Consider the following 17,065-nt stretch of genomic DNA (forward strand, 5'->3'; position numbering starts at 1 on the left):
ATGCTTATCAAGAAGCTAATCACAATCGGGCTAACGTACGGGATATTTACTACTGTAAGCGCAGGAGACCTACAGGCACCAGAAGTCAATATGGCCGACTATAGTAGCGACCTCACAGGCCTGGAGAGATCAATACCAAAGCTTAAAATAGCATTTATTGATACAGCTCCAGCGGATAGAAAAGACGGTATTCCTGTTGGTGAGATAGATGTAATCAAGGAGAGTTTGCAACAGCTGGCACTAGAAATAGCTGATAACCAACATACACCTTACGATAGCTTGCTAGTTGCTCAAAACAACAAACTGGTTTTTGAATCCTACTATTCCCTTGGTCGCGTTAATTTTCCTCACCCTCAAGCCTCTGCCACCAAGGCTTATACAGCCCTGGCAATTGGGCGGGCGATACAGTTAGGTTATTTGACCATGGAAGACTTAGACAAGCCTGTCATTTCCTTCCTGAAAGGGCTGGATAGGAAACAGCTCGTTAAAGGCGCAGACCTTGTCACACTAAATCATGCCATGAGCATGCAGTCAGGAATCCGTATTGCAGAGGAAAAACTCGATGCCTTACTAGAAAAACCTGAGCAGTTAACCGGGAAAAAGCTAGCCCAAATCTATCTAAGTTACAGTAAGCCGATCACTTCTGATTCGCAGACTTATTTATATCAAGGCTCAGACCCAATGATTGCAATGCTGGTTCTGGATGCTGTAGTTCCCGGTTCTGCGAGCGACTTTATAAAAGAAGAGCTACTGGAGAAGATGGGGATAGATATCTATCACTGGAAGGAAGCCGTTAGTGGAGTGCCCCAGGCAGGATCAAGAGCCATGATGACATCCCGCAGTATGGTTAAGTGGGGCACTTTGGTACTTAATAAGGGAAAATGGAATGGCCACCAGTTAATACCGGAGGCGTATATTGCCAAGGCTACTGGTAAAGTGGCTGTTCCCACAGAGGATGAGTTTGACTATACCAATTTTTCATACGGATACTTCTTCTGGCGAACGCCTTTGAAGGTTGGCAACAAGAAATATATCGCAAAGTTTGGCTGGGGCGGTGGTGGCCAGTATGTGGTCTCCATTGAAGATCTTGACTTGGTGATTGCTATCACCGGCCACAGAGATGATGACAAAACCCTGGGCTTGATAGAACAACGTATTTTGCCAGCTTTTGTATCTTCTGCATTAACTGGTACAGCTGGCTAAATTGTTACATTTATTGACCTTGCCTAAGCAGTGTTAAAGTTTTCTGTCCAGCATTTAGGGCCTCTGGAATAAGGAAGCCCTAAATGCTGGACAGATTGTTCGATTACACAAGGGTTGCGGTAGTTACCGGTTTTGAATTGGTAGGACCAAAGCAGGATTGTTAGGGTTCACTCTACTGGGAAAATTTGCTTTTTATCCCCATTGTCTTGCCTCTGTTGTCTTTTGATTCTCCTATAAATCTCTTCGCGGTGAACCGCCAAGGTCTTGGGGGCGATTATACCTACCCGCACCTGATTACCTTTAACTTCTAATATTGTGATTGAGACGTTTTCCCCAATCCTGAGGTTCTCGCCTGTACGGCGGTTTAAAATCAACATATTGGTTTCCTAATGAGACGCAAAGCATTGGCAAACCTTCCATAACGGGAAGGCCAGGAAAGTAATATCGGTTGCAGGTATAAGGAGGGGCGCGAGAACGGTAGGCGTAAAAGAAGAAAAGGCGGGCGCTAGACTCCCAGTGCTTGGGGAATCGCCTCAGGTTACTGAATTTGCAACCTTTTATTGAAGACGAGTGGGTTTCTAGCGTACCATTCATGGAGCCATTTTGATAGGTTAGATATCAACTTGGTTAGCTGGCCCCGGGTGTTGCCGCACCTTGGGTCAGCGCCTTTTACTGTCTCTTACGTCACGCTACCGTTCTCCTTTGAGAATGGGTCTTTTATACAACTCTTGATGTTCTTGTTTTATCTTGGGCTGCTGGCTTGTCGAAGCCGATTTGATCACGGCCCAAAATATTGCTAAATATCTATCGATTCTACGCAGCTTTGACGCTGAAGAAAACTGAATAAAATCCAATAAGATTATTTGGGCGCCTAAATTTTTTTCTGTCTGTCTTGTGGGTATCAGTTTCTTATTGGATGTATCGGGTTAAATTGAGTTTGGCTTTATGTGTTGGTTAAATATTTAAACTGAATTATCCTGCCATAATTTATTTGATATTGAGTTAGTCGGTAAGTGCAGGATAATGAATTTTTCCTGAGGTCTACTTATTAAATTTGCCGGTTAGCCTCCATGTACGATAAGAAAAAATGGCAGTGGATTTGCCCCGATACGGGAAATATCTACAACCTAAAGCACACACAGGAATTCGAGACTTCATATGGTGTAAAGCTTGAAAAGGGAGAGCCTGCGAAAGATATTGCTTGCCGAGTTATTTTTTCCAACCATTGTTTTACGCGGTTACGAAATCCTGAAGACTTAGATAGTCACGTAATGGTTCGTGAATCAAAGCGTGGCGGCAATGTGGAAGAGAGAGTTTTTTGCCCTGTTCGATGGGACTTCTCGCAACAGTTACCGGAGATTATTCGTGACCTGACATACCGAAATTGCCTTATAGGGGGAAGTAGGTAAATTATTTACCGGCAAGAAGGTCGCTCTGGGTTTAAGGAGCAGCAGGGTTGGTATATCTGTATGCGTTTAAATTTCAAAAGTAAACGTAATCCACAGTTGGGGCTTTGGGTTCGCAGTGTGCATTGGCGGAGAAATCGTCCGTTTGATGTGCGGGGGCACGGCGGTAAACGCTTTTGTATGATTTTGTCGGAATATCTCAGAAAACGATTATAAGCATCAAAAATGCAAAAGCCCCGGAAAACCGGGGCTCTGCATAATCACTGTCGGGCGTCTTGATTATGACCACACTTTGGTGGAAACCAGTGTTAACTGGTGCCATGAGAGCTACCCCAAAGGGACACCGACTATCGCTACTCACGTTGATTAATATATTAATATCTGGCGGCTTCGTCAATGAGAGAGGGGTAATTACAGGATTCTTATCGGCATTTGGTCTCCAATTAAGTCTTCTTGATTTTTAAGTTAAGAGATTCTAATAGCCTAACTAACTGATTTATATGGAAAATACAGATTTTAAAGGTTTTAGCGGCAATCTGAGGGAATATTTATCGCCTTTGCTCTGTCTAGATGGCACACCAGTCCGAGCTTCTGGAGGTCAATAATGATTAAGATGGTTATAGCAATGAGTTATAAGGGCAAGGGGGTAGGTTTTGTTGAGCGCTTGCAGAAGAATCGTATTAATTGGTAGCTAGAATCGCTAAATATCAATTATGTAAACTATTTTTACGCGCCGTTAATTCTGTTGGGGTCTTCAACCCATTCCTGGTTAATGCCTGTTTTTTGGTATGGCCGATGAAGGTATTCATTAAAAACAGATAGATCTATGTGAGCATTGATCAGATGGTGGAAAGCAAACTCAAAAGTTTGAGGTTGTAACTGCCCTTCGAAGTTGATTACGATCATGGCATCTTGGTTGTAATCATAGTTCTTGGAGTTGGGTGTGTATAGGATCTCAATATTGAGGCTCCATTTTATCAAAAAACACAAACCTCTAAGCGTTTTTCTACAGACTGAATGCCCCGTTAAGATCCCCAAGCAAGCCTGGCAAATCGGACCATGCTTGCTTGGGTATGCTTCAACGGCTTCTTATGTGTATCCTGCGATATTAATTAAACTTATTCCCAGATGCTTATCCATTCAATTTCATGTGCATCTGAAGATATACCGCTCGACTCTTTAACATTTACGCTTACTTTTTTTCCTGAAGCCTGCGCAGATAGCAGAGTAGATAAAATACTTGGATAAGATGGTTCTGAGTTTTCAAGATATGCGTATTTGACTCCTTCACAATCTCCCTGGCTATTTACAAATATACGTAAAGTATCTGCATAAGCACTACCATTGTCACGAGTTGCTTGTACCGTTATTCCTTTCACATCAATGTAACCGCATTCTAAGTAAGCATGAGATTGAACAGAAAAAACAGAGAGTGCTACTGCACCAGAAGTAATAGAAAATGCCTTTTTAAACATTAGAGATTCCTTACGTTAGTTATCAATAGAAAATATATTATTTTACGTTATCATAAAAAATGAAAGAGTGAATTTCTTCTTGCACGATAAAATCCACTGCATGCAAGGCTTTTAAATGAAGACGAAACCGAAATATAAAAGTCGTCGCTGTGTCCGAGATTGCTGATTGGGGTCTATCCACTAGCTTGCGACCTAGGTGAAATGCAGAGCTGTAGTCGCTAACTATTGTCTGGACCTCTCGATTTATCATACCCTAAAAAGGGTTGACCACTACATAAGCCTCTAATAGGGGGCAAACTTTTCACTAAAGAGCTTTGCCAGATTAGCTTCTACACCTTTAAGGATTTCTGCATCGTTAAGCAGATCAGACAGGGTGTCTTCATTAATTGAATTCTCATCAAGGTTTTCAATTTGTTTAAGATGGTATCGCATTGAATCCAGGATTAGGGTTAAGTTGGTATAGGGGAGCTTTAAGTCTAATGTTTCCACAATAATCTCTGAGTGTACTCTCTAGTGTGGTCCATGAGGGCATGAGATTCACCGAGTTGCATTGTTCTTGAGGGGGTAGACATTGTAGTGGTTTGTATACCTTGGCCTTCTGTATACGACAAACTTCACCCCATTTCTTGCTTGAAGTAACGCATCTTTCATGAGGCGAATATGATTAAGTCTAGGTTTTTTAGAATTCCCATATCGATGTGAATCCAAGAATAGTTCTGTATGATCTGTAATGTAAAATCTCTTCCTTTGTTAGCACTACTATCTCCCTTTAGTAACTCGTCCCCACCATGTTTGCGCCAGAGTGATCCTTGCTTGATGTGTAGTAATCGAGCGCTAACTTTGGCCATTAATAAGTGGCGGCTAAGCGGGTGCAGGGAATATTTCGTAGAGATTGTAAAACTTGATTAGATTAGTTTGGGTAGAATTACGTGCCGTTTAAGTGACTGGTGCGGACGTGCAAAATTTAGGAGCGTGATGCTCATAAATGAAATTGTCTCTCTTGTGTGTAATTAAAAGTAGTCAGAGCTTTAGGAGGAGATATTAATTTTTGCTTAGTCAATCCTTTTGCTGATTACCCTTGTCGCTGTTTGTTTTAGGGCGGTGATTTATTCTCAATGAAAAACGCCTCCCAAAGGGCACTACTGAATATCAAAAGTTGAGAAAGGAGTGCGCTAAAAAGTGTGATGAAGAGCTGTTATCAGGTTCCGAAGAAGTAGATCAGACAGAGCTACTGAGCGGGGAAAGATGGAATGCGAGATGATAATCCTGAGGGGAAGCCGGATTTAAAAGAAGTTAAGAGGTAGTGTATACAGTGTTGGATAGTTGCACTTTAATGATGTCGACTTTTTGGGCAAGGAAATTGTTTAGCTCTTGAACCTGAAGGTTTTCTGGATGTGAGCTAGAAATAAAAAAGGCCAACCTCACGGTTGGCCTTTTTCGATTTGGTGGAGATGGCGGGAGTCGAACCCGCGTCCGTCAGCACTCTGCCAGAGGCTCTACATGCTTAGCTCCGTCTATTGATTTAACCCATTACAGCCCGGCGGTCAGGACGTATAGGGCGATCCCGTAAGTTGTTTAACCGCTTACCCACGAGTATGGCTTGCGGCGATCCAGTTCTGTATAACAGTCTACAGCGCGATACTGGAACCTTGCTGAAGACTGCTAAGGGACGAACCCTTAGTTAGCGCTTCACAAGCTGCTTACGCAGCGAGTTGGGCACCGTAGTTGTCGTCGTTGGCAACTAATAAAATACAGCTTTGGATTAACGAGATTCGCTGCCATCTCGGCATGCACCCAAGGTTTCGTCACCGGCGTCGAATCCAAGTCATCCCCGATAAGAAACACTTTCGTGTGTCATCTAAGTATACCTCAAAATTCACGTTAGCAATAAATTTTATGTATTCGCCATTTGAGCGATCAGAGTCGCTTTAGTCAGGCGCTTTGAGGGAGGGCTTAAGTGGGAAGGGAGTTCCCGGCGGTGGGGTACCGCCGGGAGGGAGATCAGTTTAGGCAATGGACTGTACGAAAGCAGTCAGGATTAGCAGTGGGCAGACGATGCGCACGTACCAGGGCCAGATTTTCCAGAACAGGGTGTGTTCGATATCTTCATGGCCTTTTTTGAGCTCACTCAGCAGCTGATCGCGGCGCCAGATCCAGCCAGCAAAGATACATAGTGCAATGCCGAGCAGAGGTTGGCCGTATTCGGTGCTGATGCTGACTGCCAGTCCGAAGAGGGCGTCGAAGTTGTAGATGATGCCGCAACTCACGCCGAAGATGATCAGGCCAACGATCGGGGTGGCGATGCGGCGAGGGATATTCAGGTTCTCGATAGAGAAGGCCACCGGTACTTCCAACATGGAAATGGAGGAGGTGAGGGAGGCGATAACCATCAGCGCGAAGAAGGCGATGGCGACGAATATCCCGGCTTCACCCATGGTGTCGAACAGTGCCGGCAGCACTTGTAGGATCAGGCTTGGGCCAGCGATCAGGGAGCCGTCGGCAGAGAAAATCTGGGTGCCGGCTTCCTGGGCTACGTACATGGCGGGTAGGATCAGCAGGCCCGCTGTGAAGGCGATGCCCACATCAATCAGGGTTACCAGGGCGCCGAGGCGCGGCAGGCTTTCCTGCTGGCTCAGGTAGGAGCCGTAGATCAGCATGGTGCCTACACCCAGGGATAGGGAGAAAAAGGCCTGACCCATGGCGGAGATCAGCAGATCCGGGGTGAAGTGGTCGAAGTTGGGCATTAGGTACACTTCCAGGCCGGTCAGGGCGCCGGGCTGGGTGAGTACGTAGCAGATCAACAGCAATAACAGGATGATCAGCGATGGCATCAACAGGGTGGACCAGCGCTCGATCCCCTTCTCAACACCACTGGCGATAATCAGCATGGTGAGACCACTGAAGATAGCGGTCATGATCATATTGCGATCGGTGCTGTTGCCGGCCAACCACTGGGCTGCCTCTTGGGCGCCGAACAGGCCGGCGAAAGGTTCGGCCAGGTGCGCCACCATCCAGCCCGCCACAATGGCGTAGAAGCTCAGGATAAGTGAGGCCACCAGGATACCGCCGAAGCCGGTCAGGCCTCCGAAAAAGCGGCTGATGGGCCCGTTGGAAATGGAGCGCAGCGCCTGCACCATATTGCGGCGCGCGTGGCGGCCGATGGTGAGTTCCGCCATCAGGGCTGGGTAGGCGAGCGCAAAGGCTAGAAATAAGTAGGCGACTACAAAGGCGGCGCCGCCGTTACTGGCGGCCTTGGTTGGAAAGCCCCAAATATTGCCGAGACCAACGGCGGAGCCCGCCGCAGCCATCAAAAAGCCAATATTCGAGCTGAACTGTCCTCGCGGTGCACTCATGGTAAATCCCGTAATTATTCTTCTAATAGTTCACTGTGCACTATTTGTGCGCCGAGCGCATTAGGCGCTGCTTTTCGCGGTTCCAATCGCGCTTCTTCTCAGTCTCGCGCTTGTCATGGCTCGCCTTACCTTTAGCAAGGCAGACTTCGCACTTCACCAGATGCCCTTTCCAGTACATGGCGGTGGCAACCACGGTGTGACCCTTCTGCTCAACAGCGGCAATCAGCTTGGAAAGTTCGCGCTTGGTGAGCAGCAGGCGACGGGTGCGGTCAGGCTCGGTAACAAAGTGGGTGGAGGCACTGGGTAGCGGCTGGATGTTGGCACCCAGCAGCCAGGCTTCCCCGTTTTTGAAAATGACATAGCTGTCGGTCAGCTGGGCTTTGCCCTCCCGACAGCTTTTGACTTCCCAGCCTTTCATCTCAACGCCCGCCTCAAACTTTTCTTCAATGAAATAGTCGTGGCGGGCCTTCTTGTTGAGGGCGATGGTATTGGATGTTTGTGCTTTCTTTTTCTTGGCCATGAAAACTACGAGTGACTATATAAAACTGTGTCCAAAAAACTTCAGGGCCACGGTATTGATAAAGATAAGCAGCAGTATCAATGGGATAAAAGTGCCCAGGGAGAAGTTAACGTATTTTTGCGAAAACGAGCCTGCAAAGTTGCTGTCACCTTCTTGCAGCTCTTTATCAAAATTGGATTTCTTCCATTTGTAGATCACGAACAGACATACCAGCAGGCCGTTTAAAGGCAGGATGGTGTCGTAGAAGATGATCTCCACCAAATCGAAGAACGACTTGTTTGCGCCGGCCAGTTGTACAAACTCTGTAAACCAAGTGGCCATACCGAATGATACGGCGCAAGCGATGGCGAGTACAAATTGAACTGCCGCGACGATGTAAATGGCCTTCTTACGCTCCATGTTGCGCTCGTCGCGCAGGGTGGCGATAGGCACTTCGATAATGGAAACCAGTGAGGTGATGGCGGCAACCAGTACCAGGAAGAAGAAGATGGCCGCTACGGCGCTGGCGCCTATGTAACCGATTCCGTCTTGCAAAGCGAGGAAAATCTTTGGCAGGAACAGGAAGATCATACCGGCGGAGGAGTCGCTCAATTCTGCCGGATCAATCTGCGGGTTAAAGTGGAAAATACTCGGCAAAATCAGCAGGCCAGCAGTAAAGGCTACCAATGTGTCAGTAATCGCTACGGCGCGGGAGGAACCGGGGATGGAGTCCTTCTTCTTCATATAGGAGCCGTAGGTAATCATGATGCCCATTCCCAGAGACAGGGAGAAGAAGGCCTGGGCCATGGCTTTACTGATTACGTTGCCATCAATTTTGCTGAAGTCGGGTACCAGGTAGTACTGCAAACCGAGGGCGGCGTTATCCAGGGTCAATACAAAGAAGACCAGTCCCAGTAACATCACAAACAGCATGGGCATCAGGGTTTTTGCGGCCCGCTCAATACCGTCTTTAACACCCATAGCGAGAATGGCATTAATGATCAGCATCAGGATGACCAGGTAAATAAATACCGTGGGAGTATTGATAAAGTGGATAAAGAAATCCGGGGTGGCGAGCTTATCCAGGTTGCCGGAGAAGATTTCTACCAGGTACCCCATTACCCAAACGGTGACTACCAAATAAAAAACCGCGATCATAAATGGGGTGATCAGGGCCAGCCAACCGGGAATACTCCATAGCGTGGAGCCCTTGGATATCTCGCGATAGGCCCCGACAGGGTCTTTGTCTGAGCGGCGACCCATAGCGAGTTCAGCCATCATCACCGGCAGGCAGATCAGGAATACGAAGAGAGCGTAGACCAGTAAGAAGGCGCCGCCCCCGCTTTTGGTGGCTGCTACAGGGAATGCGACCAGGTTGCCAATACCGACGGCGGAACCTGCGGCGGCCAGGATAAAGCCCAGCCTTGACCCAAAATGCTCTCTCACTGCGGTCATAAGTACTCTCGCTATTATTTTTTGAATGCTTGTAGTTTTTGATACATCGGCTGGGGCAAATTGCTCCCCACCAGTAAAAAATGCGATTGTTACAGGAATTGTCTTGCTTGAGTAGCGTCGACTGGCAAAATTAGCCGTTCAACGGCAATCCCAGGTAATTTTGCCTGATGGACTGGATTAGACAGTAGGAATGACTGAAATAGAACGCAGTGCGCTGGTGATGTACAGCGCGGAACAAATGTTTGACCTGGTCAACGATGTGGCCAGTTACCCGCAATTTTTACCCGGCTGTCGCGCTGCGGAGATTATCCACAGCGATAACTCTACTTTAGAGGCGCGGCTGGATTTGTCGCGTGCGGGTATAAAGCAGAGCTTTGTGACCCGAAATCAGCTAGTGCGTCCCAAGTCGATGACACTCAAGCTGGTGGATGGCCCCTTCGAGCAGTTTGAAGGGCTGTGGGAATTTACTCCACTGGCTGAAAATGCCTGTAAGGTGAGTTTCACCCTTTCGTTTTCGATGAAAAATCGATTGATCGCGGCGGCTGCGGGAAAAATTTTCAGTGACCTGGCTAACCAGATGGTTGCGATTATGTGTGAGCGCGCTGAAGAAGTTTATGGGAAACCCCAATGACAGAAGATAAAACAATCTCGGTGGAGGTGGTGTACGCACTGCCCCATGAACAGCGATTGATGCGTTTGTTGGTGTCTGAGGGCACCACTGCGCGGGAGGCGCTAATTCGCTCGGGAATTCCCAAGGAGTATCCTGAAGTTGATCCGGATACTGCAAAGATGGGCATTTTTGCCCAGGTGCTGGGGAGTAAGGGGCTGCCGCCGGCAGAAAGTTATGTCCTGCAACCCGGGGACCGGGTTGAGGTGTATCGCCCTTTGATCGCCGATCCCAAAGAGGCGCGCAAGCAGCGCGCCGAGAAAGCCAAGCGTATGGCTGAGAAGAAGAAAGGCGCCGCGGGGGCGTCCTCTTAGGGCCAGCCTGTGGGCTGCCAGTCGCCGCTGGTGGCTACCAGGGAGTCTTCGTCAAAGTAAACGCTAAAGGTCTTTTGGGTGATATTGCCTTTCTTGTCGCGAAGGCGATTGACGTAATCCCAGCGGTTGGGATTGTAGGTATCTTCCAGCAGCGGAGTGCCCAAGACAAACTGTACCTGGCGTCGAGTCATCCCTGGCTTCAGCTGATCCACCATCTCCTGGGTAATGATATTGCCCTGCTGCACTTCAATACGGTGTACGCCGGGGAATTTTACGAGTGTGCAGGCTCCCAGCAAGCTGCAGAAGAAGGCGATGGTGAGAAATCTCAGACTAGGCGGCATTCATTGCTCCATTATTCGGTTTCAAACGGCAGCGCTCACGCTGATTTCTTACAAACAGTCAGTTTAGTCCCAAGTGGAGAAAAAAGTTCCTCCACCCACCAGTTCTGCCCTAAGTGAGCAGTACGGGGTTTCTCTGACTCCGTAGGGCATGGGATAATACCTGAAGAGTTGGCTCGCTGACAGACGGGACTCCAGGGTCGGAATCCTTTATAAATGGCCGCTGTGGGTTTGGGCAACTTCGGATAACTTTTAAAATCCTGCCGGGAAATATTGATACATGTCGAATGAAAACCAGGAATTGCGCAAGGCTGGCCTCAAGGTCACTCTGCCGCGGGTAAAAATTCTGCAATTGCTCGAAAGCACCAGTGAGCAGCATTTGAGTGCTGAGGATGTCTATAAGCTATTGCTGGAAGCGGGAGAGGATGTTGGCCTAGCTACTGTGTACCGGGTGTTAACCCAGTTTGAGAGCGCGGGCCTGGTTGTGCGCCACAATTTCGATGGTGGCCACTCTGTATTTGAGTTGGACCGTGGTGATCACCACGATCACATGGTGTGCACCGATACCGGTAAGGTTATCGAGTTCCACAATGAAGAGATTGAGGAGCTACAACGCCAGATCGCTGAAGAGCACGGCTATGAGCTGACTGGCCACAGCCTGGTTCTGTATGTGACAGAAAAAGAGAAGTAATTCTTCCGGGTGCGGTATTCACCGCACCCTTCAAATGCTTATCCTGAGTGTTACGACTGGCAGGGTGGAGTGTAAAGCTCTGGGAACTTGCCAATTTTATCCGCGTAAAATTCCTTGAGCTTCAACAGCTCGGCTTCCAGGTTTTCACCGAATTGAGCTATCGGGCCGATGCCCACTTCTTTTTTGGGGAAGCTGATATAGCCCAGTACCACCGGGACCCTGGCGTTGCGGGCGATATGGTAAAAGCCGGTCTTCCAGCGTTCCGCCAAACCGCGAGTGCCCTCGGGGGGGATAGCGATAACCAGTTCTTTGCGCAGTTTGAATTGCCTGGCGGTGGCATCCACCAGGTTGTTGGCTTTGCTGCGGTCTACGGCGATACCGCCGAACCAGCGCATGGGGCCACCCAGGGGGAAAGTAAATAGCTTGTCTTTGCCCATCCACTGCGGGGTCATCTTCAGTTTGAGTGCGGCGAGGATAAAGTAATAGCCATCCCAGTTAGTGGTATGGGGGGCGCCGATCAAAACATACTGCTTTAGTTTGAGAGACTGCTCGTCAGCTTTGACACGCCAGCCGTGCAACTTCAGTAGCACCCGTGCAACCAAGCGGAGGATTGGGGTGACAATGGGGGTGTTGAAAATCGTTCTCTGCATAACCTCGGCCGGGACTACTCATACATCGAAAAATAAGCCGCCAAGTATATGGTGACTTTACCTGCCACTCCCAGTCATATTTGTTCGTTTGTCCTAAATCGGCACATATATCCGACGAAAGGGGTGGTTTACCGGATTGTGTGGCGGTCAATTATTGATCTACGGTATAAGATTGCTTACCAAAATGCACCATTTTTGACCTTTGGTGACGCTTGGTGCTGGTACCGTATGGAGGGAGCGAGGCTGACTCTATAGCCAGCCCGAGAGAGGAATTTGGAGAGTTAAATTCTCCCCAGCATTTCCTCGGCATGGGCCAGGGATTGGGCGGTGGGAGCGCCGCCGAGCATGCGCGCCACTTCTTCGCGGCGCTCGCCGTTGGTGAGTTCGCGCAGGGCCACAAAAACACTTTCCCCATCGCTGTGCTTCTCCACCAGGTATTGTCGGTGAGCTCGCGCCGCTACCTGGGCCAGGTGAGTCACACAGATCACCTGGCCGCTGCAGCCATTGCGGGTTTCCCCCAGTTGGCGCAGCAGGCGGCCCACCACATCACCGGTGGCACCGCCAATACCCACATCCACCTCGTCGAATACCAGGGTGGGGGTGCGGGAGGTTTGCGCAGTTACCACCTGGATTGCCAGGCTGACCCGGGAGAGCTCACCGCCGGAGGCAATCTTGCCTAGGGGGCGAGGCGGTTGGCCCGGGTTGGTGGATATTAAAATTTCCGCTTCCTCGAGTCCCTGGCTATTAGGCGTATCCAGCTTTTGAAGTGATAGCTCTACTCGAGCGTGAGGCATGGCCAAATCGGCCAGCTGGTCGTTCACGGCTTCTGCCAGTGAAGTTGCTGCTTTGCTGCGCAGTTTGCTGAGCTTGCCGGCAACTTTTCTGTACTGCCTTTCCAGTTCTTCACAATCTGCGGCTAGGCGCTCCAGGGCATCTGGGCTGCCGATATCGTCCAGCTCTGCCTGTAACTGTTGCTGTAGTGCCGGCAGCTCCTGCGGTTGGACTCGGTGTTTGCGCGCCGCCTGGTAGATGGCGCTGAGCCTGTCTTCAACCTCGGAGAGTCGCTCCGGGTCCATCTCGAAGCGGTCGATATGTCGGGAGAGGGTGGCTGCGGCTTCATCCACCTGGATGCGCGCGCTGTCGAGCATCTGCGCCACTTCCACTAACGCCGGAGCCTGCCCGGGCATGGAGGACAGCAGTTGCAGGGCGCGGTGTAGCTGTTCGGCGATATCGCCCTCACCGCCGGACAGAAAAGCGGCCAGCTGGTAGCTGCCGCTGAGGATTTCCCCGGCATTGGCCAGCTGTTGCTGCTCGCTCTCGAGGGACTCTATTTCCCCTTCGCTCAAGCCCAGCTGGTCCAGCTCTTTAAGCTGGTATTCCAGCAAGTGGCGGCGGGCTTCGGCTTCCTCAGCGCTGTCGGCTAGGGTGCGATAGCGGCGATAGTGATCCCGCCAGGTTTTGAAGCGGCTGCGGGTCTCTGCGGCGAGTTCCTGGGCCTGGGCGTATTCATCCAGCAGGCGCAGGTGCGTTTCTCTCTTCAGCAGGGATTGGTGTTCGTGCTGGCTGTGGATATCGATTAGCTGCTCGCCCAGAGCGCGTAGCTGCAGAAGGGTGACCGGTTGGCCGTTGATATAGGCGCGGGAGCGGCCGTCGGCGCCGATGGTGCGGCGCAGAATGACTTCCTGCCCGGCGTCCAGCTCCTGGGACTCGAGCCAACTGGCGGCGCTGGGGTGCTCGGCGATATCAAATGTGGCGCTGATATCGGCGCGATTGGCGCCGGTGCGCACAAGCTCAGCGCTGCCGCGACCGCCCAGCGCCAGGCCGAGGGCATCCAGGGTGATTGACTTACCCGCGCCGGTCTCACCGGTCAGGGTGCTGGTACCGGGACCAAACTCCAACTCCAGTTGGTCCACCAGGGTGAATTGGCTGATAGACAGATGCAGCAGCATAGAGATCGCTTGTGTCCTTGCTAATCGGCGGGCGCCCGGCCCAATTAGTGGTTATTTATACAGTATTCGCTCCCGCTTAGCTATAGGGGTGGGGCCACATTACTCTGAGGATGTGCGCTAGCGCGAAAAACCACTTGAACTGTGCGGGGATGTCCCCATATAGGCTCCAGTGCCCGCGAGACGGGCTCAACTCACATTACTGACAGAGTCGACGCGACGGAGAAAGCAGTGGCCAGAGAGCGCAGCGAAGAAGATCAGATTAAAGAGGGGGCGGAGCACGCACCAGCTACAGATGAGGGCGTTTCAGCAGAGATTGAAGACCCTTCCTCTATAGAAAGCGAACTTGCCGAGGAAGCCCTGCGGGAAGAGGCCGAAGGTGCCGATGCCCTGCACGAGGAAATTATCAAGTTGCAGGAGCAGCTGGCAGCGCACAAGGATATGGCCCTGCGCGCCCAGGCGGAAGAGCAGAACGCCCGTCGCCGCGCGCAACAGGATATCGAGCGAGCGCGCAAATTTGCGGTAGAGAAGTTGCTACAGGACTTGCTGCCTGTAGTGGACAACCTCGAGCGTGCACTGGCGACGATCGATACGGCCGACGAAGCCAACAAGGCCTTGGTAGAAGGTATCGAGCTGACCCACAAATCTTTCGTTGAAACCCTGACGAAAAATGCTGTGGAAGTTGTCGATCCGGCCGGTGAACCCTTCGACCCAGAGCTGCACCAGGCTATGACCCAGGTGCCCAACGGCGAGGTGGAGCCGAACACGGTTCTGGACGTGTTTCAAAAAGGTTATCGCCTCAATGGCCGCTTGGTTCGCCCGGCCATGGTGGTGGTCAGCAAAGCGCCGTAACGGCAGAAGTGTAAAGCGGCCTTGAAATTTAGCGGCCGGCACCAATATAGCTGACATCAAGAATTATTCGCGCGGTGTAAACAGAACATAGCTGGCAGCGCGCATCAAAAGAGGATTTTACAGATGGGAAAAATTATCGGCATCGACCTGGGTACCACTAACAGCTGTGTAGCGGTACTGGATGGTGACAAAGCGCGTGTAATCGAAAACGCCGAAGGCGATCGCACTACACCTTCTATTGTTGCCTTCACTGACGACAACGAAATTCTGGTAGGTCAGTCTGCCAAGCGTCAGGCGGTGACCAATCCCCAAAATACTCTGTTTGCGGTTAAGCGTTTGATCGGCCGTAAATTCAAAGACGACGTTGTCCAGAAAGATATCAAGATGGTTCCTTACACCATCACTGAAGCTGACAACGGCGACGCTTGGGTAGAAGTGAAAGGCGATAAAAAAGCTCCGCCGCAGATCTCTGCCGAAGTCCTGAAGAAAATGAAAAAGACTGCAGAAGACTTCCTCGGCGAGAAAGTTGAAGCTGCAGTAATTACCGTACCGGCTTACTTCAACGACTCCCAGCGTCAGGCCACTAAAGACGCCGGCCGCATCGCGGGTCTGGACGTTAAGCGTATTATTAACGAGCCGACTGCCGCTGCTCTGGCATACGGCCTGGACAAGCAGGGCGGTGACCGCACTGTAGCGGTATACGACCTGGGTGGTGGTACCTTCGATATCTCCATCATCGAAATTGCCGACGTAGACGGCGAGAAGCAGTTCGAAGTACTGTCCACCAACGGTGACACTTTCCTCGGTGGTGAAGACTTCGACCTGCGCCTGATCGAATACCTCGCAGACGAGTTCAAGAAAGACCAGGGCATCGACCTGAAAGGTGACCCCCTGGCAATGCAGCGCCTGAAAGAAGCTGCGGAAAAAGCCAAGATCGAGCTGTCCTCCAGCCAGCAGACCGAAGTCAACCTGCCGTACATCACTGCAGACGCCACTGGTCCCAAGCACTTGGTGGTTAAACTGACCCGCGCCAAGCTGGAAAGCCTGGTAGAAGAGCTGGTTACCCGCTCCCTGGAGCCGGTAAAAATCGCTCTGCAAGATGCCGACCTGTCCGCTTCCGGTGTAGACGAAGTGATCCTGGTAGGCGGTCAGACCCGTATGCCAATGGTTCAGCAGAAAGTAACCGAGTTCTTCGGCAAAGAGCCGCGCAAGGACGTTAACCCCGACGAAGCCGTTGCCATGGGTGCTGCGATCCAGGGCGCCGTACTGTCCGGTGACGTTAAAGATGTACTCCTGCTGGACGTAACCCCGCTGACCCTGGGTATCGAAACCATGGGTGGTGTTGCGACTCCGCTGATCGACAAGAACACCACTATCCCCACCAAGAAGTCCCAGGTTTTCTCCACTGCGGATGACAACCAGACTGCGGTAACCATTCACGTGGTTCAGGGTGAGCGCAAACAGGCTGCACAGAACAAATCCCTGGGTCGTTTCGACCTGGCCGATATCCCACCGGCACCGCGCGGCATGCCGCAGATCGAAGTAACCTTCGACATCGATGCCAACGGTATCCTGCACGTACACGCGAAGGACAAGGCCACTGGTAAAGAGCAGTCCATCGTGATCCAGGCTTCCTCCGGCCTGTCCGAGGACGAGATCGATAAGATGGTTCAGGACGCTGAAGCCAATGCTGAAGCGGACAAGCAGTTCGAAGAGCTGGTGCAGACTCGCAACACGCTCGACGGCCTGATTTCTGCGACCAAGAAGACTCTGGAAGAAGCTGGGGACAAAGCTACCGCTGAAGAGAAAGCAGCTATTGAAGCGGCTGTTACCGAAGCGGAAGAAGCGGTTAAAGGCAATGACAAGGCCGCTATGGAAGCTGCAACTACCAAGCTGACTGAAGCTTCCGGTCCGGTTGCCCAGAAGATGTACGCCGAGCAGGCTCAAGCCGCTGGTGCTGAAGGTGCCGCTGGCGCTGGTGCCCAGGGTGAGCAGCAGTCCTCCGCTGGCGACGACGCAGTAGACGCAGAGTTCGAAGAAGTTAAGGACGACAAAAAAGAAGGTAAGTAAGCGTTCGCTTGCAATTCCGGTGGCAGCTTTTAAAGTGGCCGCCGGAGAACTTCAGGGGCGCGGCGCCTTACTTTCAGAGGCCCGCGCCCTGTGTTGTTTCAGGTATCCGCCAATATTTGCCGAGTTTTCGCAGTTTTGGTGGTGCT

General features: G+C 50.9%; 17 protein-coding genes and 1 other RNA gene. 7 read left to right on the forward strand and 11 right to left on the reverse strand.

Features of this window, described 5'->3' with window-relative positions:
• On the forward strand, positions 1–1,203 hold the full coding sequence (locus P0078_RS18035) for a serine hydrolase domain-containing protein (RefSeq protein WP_282931297.1): 1,203 nt from the start codon (positions 1–3) through the stop codon (positions 1,201–1,203).
• 167 nt (positions 1,204–1,370) lie between these two features.
• On the opposite strand, the gene csrA is transcribed toward P0078_RS18035, so the two are convergent.
• On the reverse strand, positions 1,371–1,580 hold the full coding sequence (csrA, locus tag P0078_RS18040; RefSeq protein ID WP_282931298.1) for a carbon storage regulator CsrA: 210 nt from the start codon (positions 1,578–1,580) through the stop codon (positions 1,371–1,373).
• Positions 1,581–2,273: 693 nt separating this feature from the next.
• On the opposite strand from csrA, the gene P0078_RS24785 reads away from it, so the two are divergent.
• The gene (locus tag P0078_RS24785) at positions 2,274–2,612 is read left to right on the forward strand and encodes a YjaZ family protein (protein WP_444937234.1); all 339 of its coding nucleotides are present in this window, start codon (positions 2,274–2,276) and stop codon (positions 2,610–2,612) included.
• 723 nt (positions 2,613–3,335) lie between these two features.
• Here P0078_RS24785 and P0078_RS18045 read toward each other — a convergent pair.
• From P0078_RS18045 to P0078_RS18075, 7 genes are all read right to left on the reverse strand, one after another.
• Positions 3,336–3,590, reverse strand: coding sequence for a hypothetical protein (locus P0078_RS18045; RefSeq protein ID WP_282931299.1), 255 nt, complete (start codon positions 3,588–3,590; stop codon positions 3,336–3,338).
• A 137-nt stretch (positions 3,591–3,727) separates the two neighbouring features.
• Positions 3,728–4,084: a hypothetical protein gene (locus P0078_RS18050; RefSeq protein WP_282931300.1), complete on the reverse strand. Its 357-nt coding sequence runs from the start codon at positions 4,082–4,084 to the stop codon at positions 3,728–3,730.
• A 282-nt stretch (positions 4,085–4,366) separates the two neighbouring features.
• Positions 4,367–4,573, reverse strand: coding sequence for a hypothetical protein (locus P0078_RS18055; RefSeq protein ID WP_282931301.1), 207 nt, complete (start codon positions 4,571–4,573; stop codon positions 4,367–4,369).
• A 954-nt stretch (positions 4,574–5,527) separates the two neighbouring features.
• Positions 5,528–5,917: a transfer-messenger RNA gene (gene ssrA, locus P0078_RS18060) on the reverse strand.
• A gap of 173 nt (positions 5,918–6,090) precedes the next feature.
• A complete protein-coding gene (locus P0078_RS18065; protein WP_282931303.1) occupies positions 6,091–7,437 on the reverse strand; it encodes a sodium-dependent transporter in 1,347 nt (448 codons plus the stop codon).
• Between the two features lie 40 nt (positions 7,438–7,477).
• A complete protein-coding gene (gene smpB, locus P0078_RS18070; RefSeq protein ID WP_282931304.1) occupies positions 7,478–7,957 on the reverse strand; it encodes an SsrA-binding protein SmpB in 480 nt (159 codons plus the stop codon).
• A 15-nt stretch (positions 7,958–7,972) separates the two neighbouring features.
• Positions 7,973–9,391 (reverse strand): sodium-dependent transporter, encoded by a 1,419-nt coding sequence (locus P0078_RS18075; RefSeq protein WP_282931305.1) that lies wholly within the window; start codon positions 9,389–9,391, stop codon positions 7,973–7,975.
• 190 nt (positions 9,392–9,581) lie between these two features.
• Here P0078_RS18075 and P0078_RS18080 point away from each other — a divergent pair, with 190 nt between their 5' ends.
• Positions 9,582–10,022 carry a type II toxin-antitoxin system RatA family toxin gene (locus tag P0078_RS18080; protein ID WP_282931306.1) on the forward strand — a complete coding sequence of 147 codons (441 nt, stop codon included), beginning with the start codon at positions 9,582–9,584 and terminating at the stop codon, positions 10,020–10,022.
• Complete coding sequence (locus P0078_RS18085) at positions 10,019–10,372, forward strand: RnfH family protein (RefSeq protein WP_282931307.1); 354 nt, start codon at positions 10,019–10,021, stop codon at positions 10,370–10,372. Before P0078_RS18080 ends, P0078_RS18085 begins: the two co-directional genes overlap by 4 nt.
• On the opposite strand, the gene P0078_RS18090 is transcribed toward P0078_RS18085, so the two are convergent.
• Positions 10,369–10,713, reverse strand: coding sequence for an outer membrane protein assembly factor BamE (locus P0078_RS18090; protein ID WP_282931308.1), 345 nt, complete (start codon positions 10,711–10,713; stop codon positions 10,369–10,371). The genes P0078_RS18085 and P0078_RS18090 overlap by 4 nt on opposite strands.
• Positions 10,714–10,990: 277 nt before the next feature.
• Between P0078_RS18090 and fur the strand changes: the two genes are divergently transcribed.
• Positions 10,991–11,401 (forward strand): ferric iron uptake transcriptional regulator, encoded by a 411-nt coding sequence (gene fur, locus P0078_RS18095; protein WP_282931309.1) that lies wholly within the window; start codon positions 10,991–10,993, stop codon positions 11,399–11,401.
• Between the two features lie 50 nt (positions 11,402–11,451).
• Here the strand turns inward: fur and P0078_RS18100 are convergent, their stop codons facing one another.
• Complete coding sequence (locus P0078_RS18100; RefSeq protein WP_282931310.1) at positions 11,452–12,051, reverse strand: 1-acyl-sn-glycerol-3-phosphate acyltransferase; 600 nt, start codon at positions 12,049–12,051, stop codon at positions 11,452–11,454.
• 281 nt (positions 12,052–12,332) lie between these two features.
• Positions 12,333–14,000 carry a DNA repair protein RecN gene (recN, locus tag P0078_RS18105; RefSeq protein WP_282931311.1) on the reverse strand — a complete coding sequence of 556 codons (1,668 nt, stop codon included), beginning with the start codon at positions 13,998–14,000 and terminating at the stop codon, positions 12,333–12,335.
• A gap of 228 nt (positions 14,001–14,228) precedes the next feature.
• Between recN and grpE the strand changes: the two genes are divergently transcribed.
• Both grpE and dnaK read left to right on the forward strand, forming a co-directional pair.
• The gene (gene grpE / locus P0078_RS18110) at positions 14,229–14,849 is read left to right on the forward strand and encodes a nucleotide exchange factor GrpE (protein WP_282931312.1); all 621 of its coding nucleotides are present in this window, start codon (positions 14,229–14,231) and stop codon (positions 14,847–14,849) included.
• A 123-nt stretch (positions 14,850–14,972) separates the two neighbouring features.
• Entirely contained in the window at positions 14,973–16,919 is a 1,947-nt protein-coding gene (gene dnaK / locus P0078_RS18115; protein ID WP_282931313.1) for a molecular chaperone DnaK, read from the forward strand.
• Positions 16,920–17,065 lie beyond the last annotated feature (146 nt).

This window comes from Microbulbifer sp. VAAF005 (genome assembly GCF_030012985.1).
Taxonomy (GTDB): Bacteria; Pseudomonadota; Gammaproteobacteria; order Pseudomonadales; family Cellvibrionaceae; genus Microbulbifer.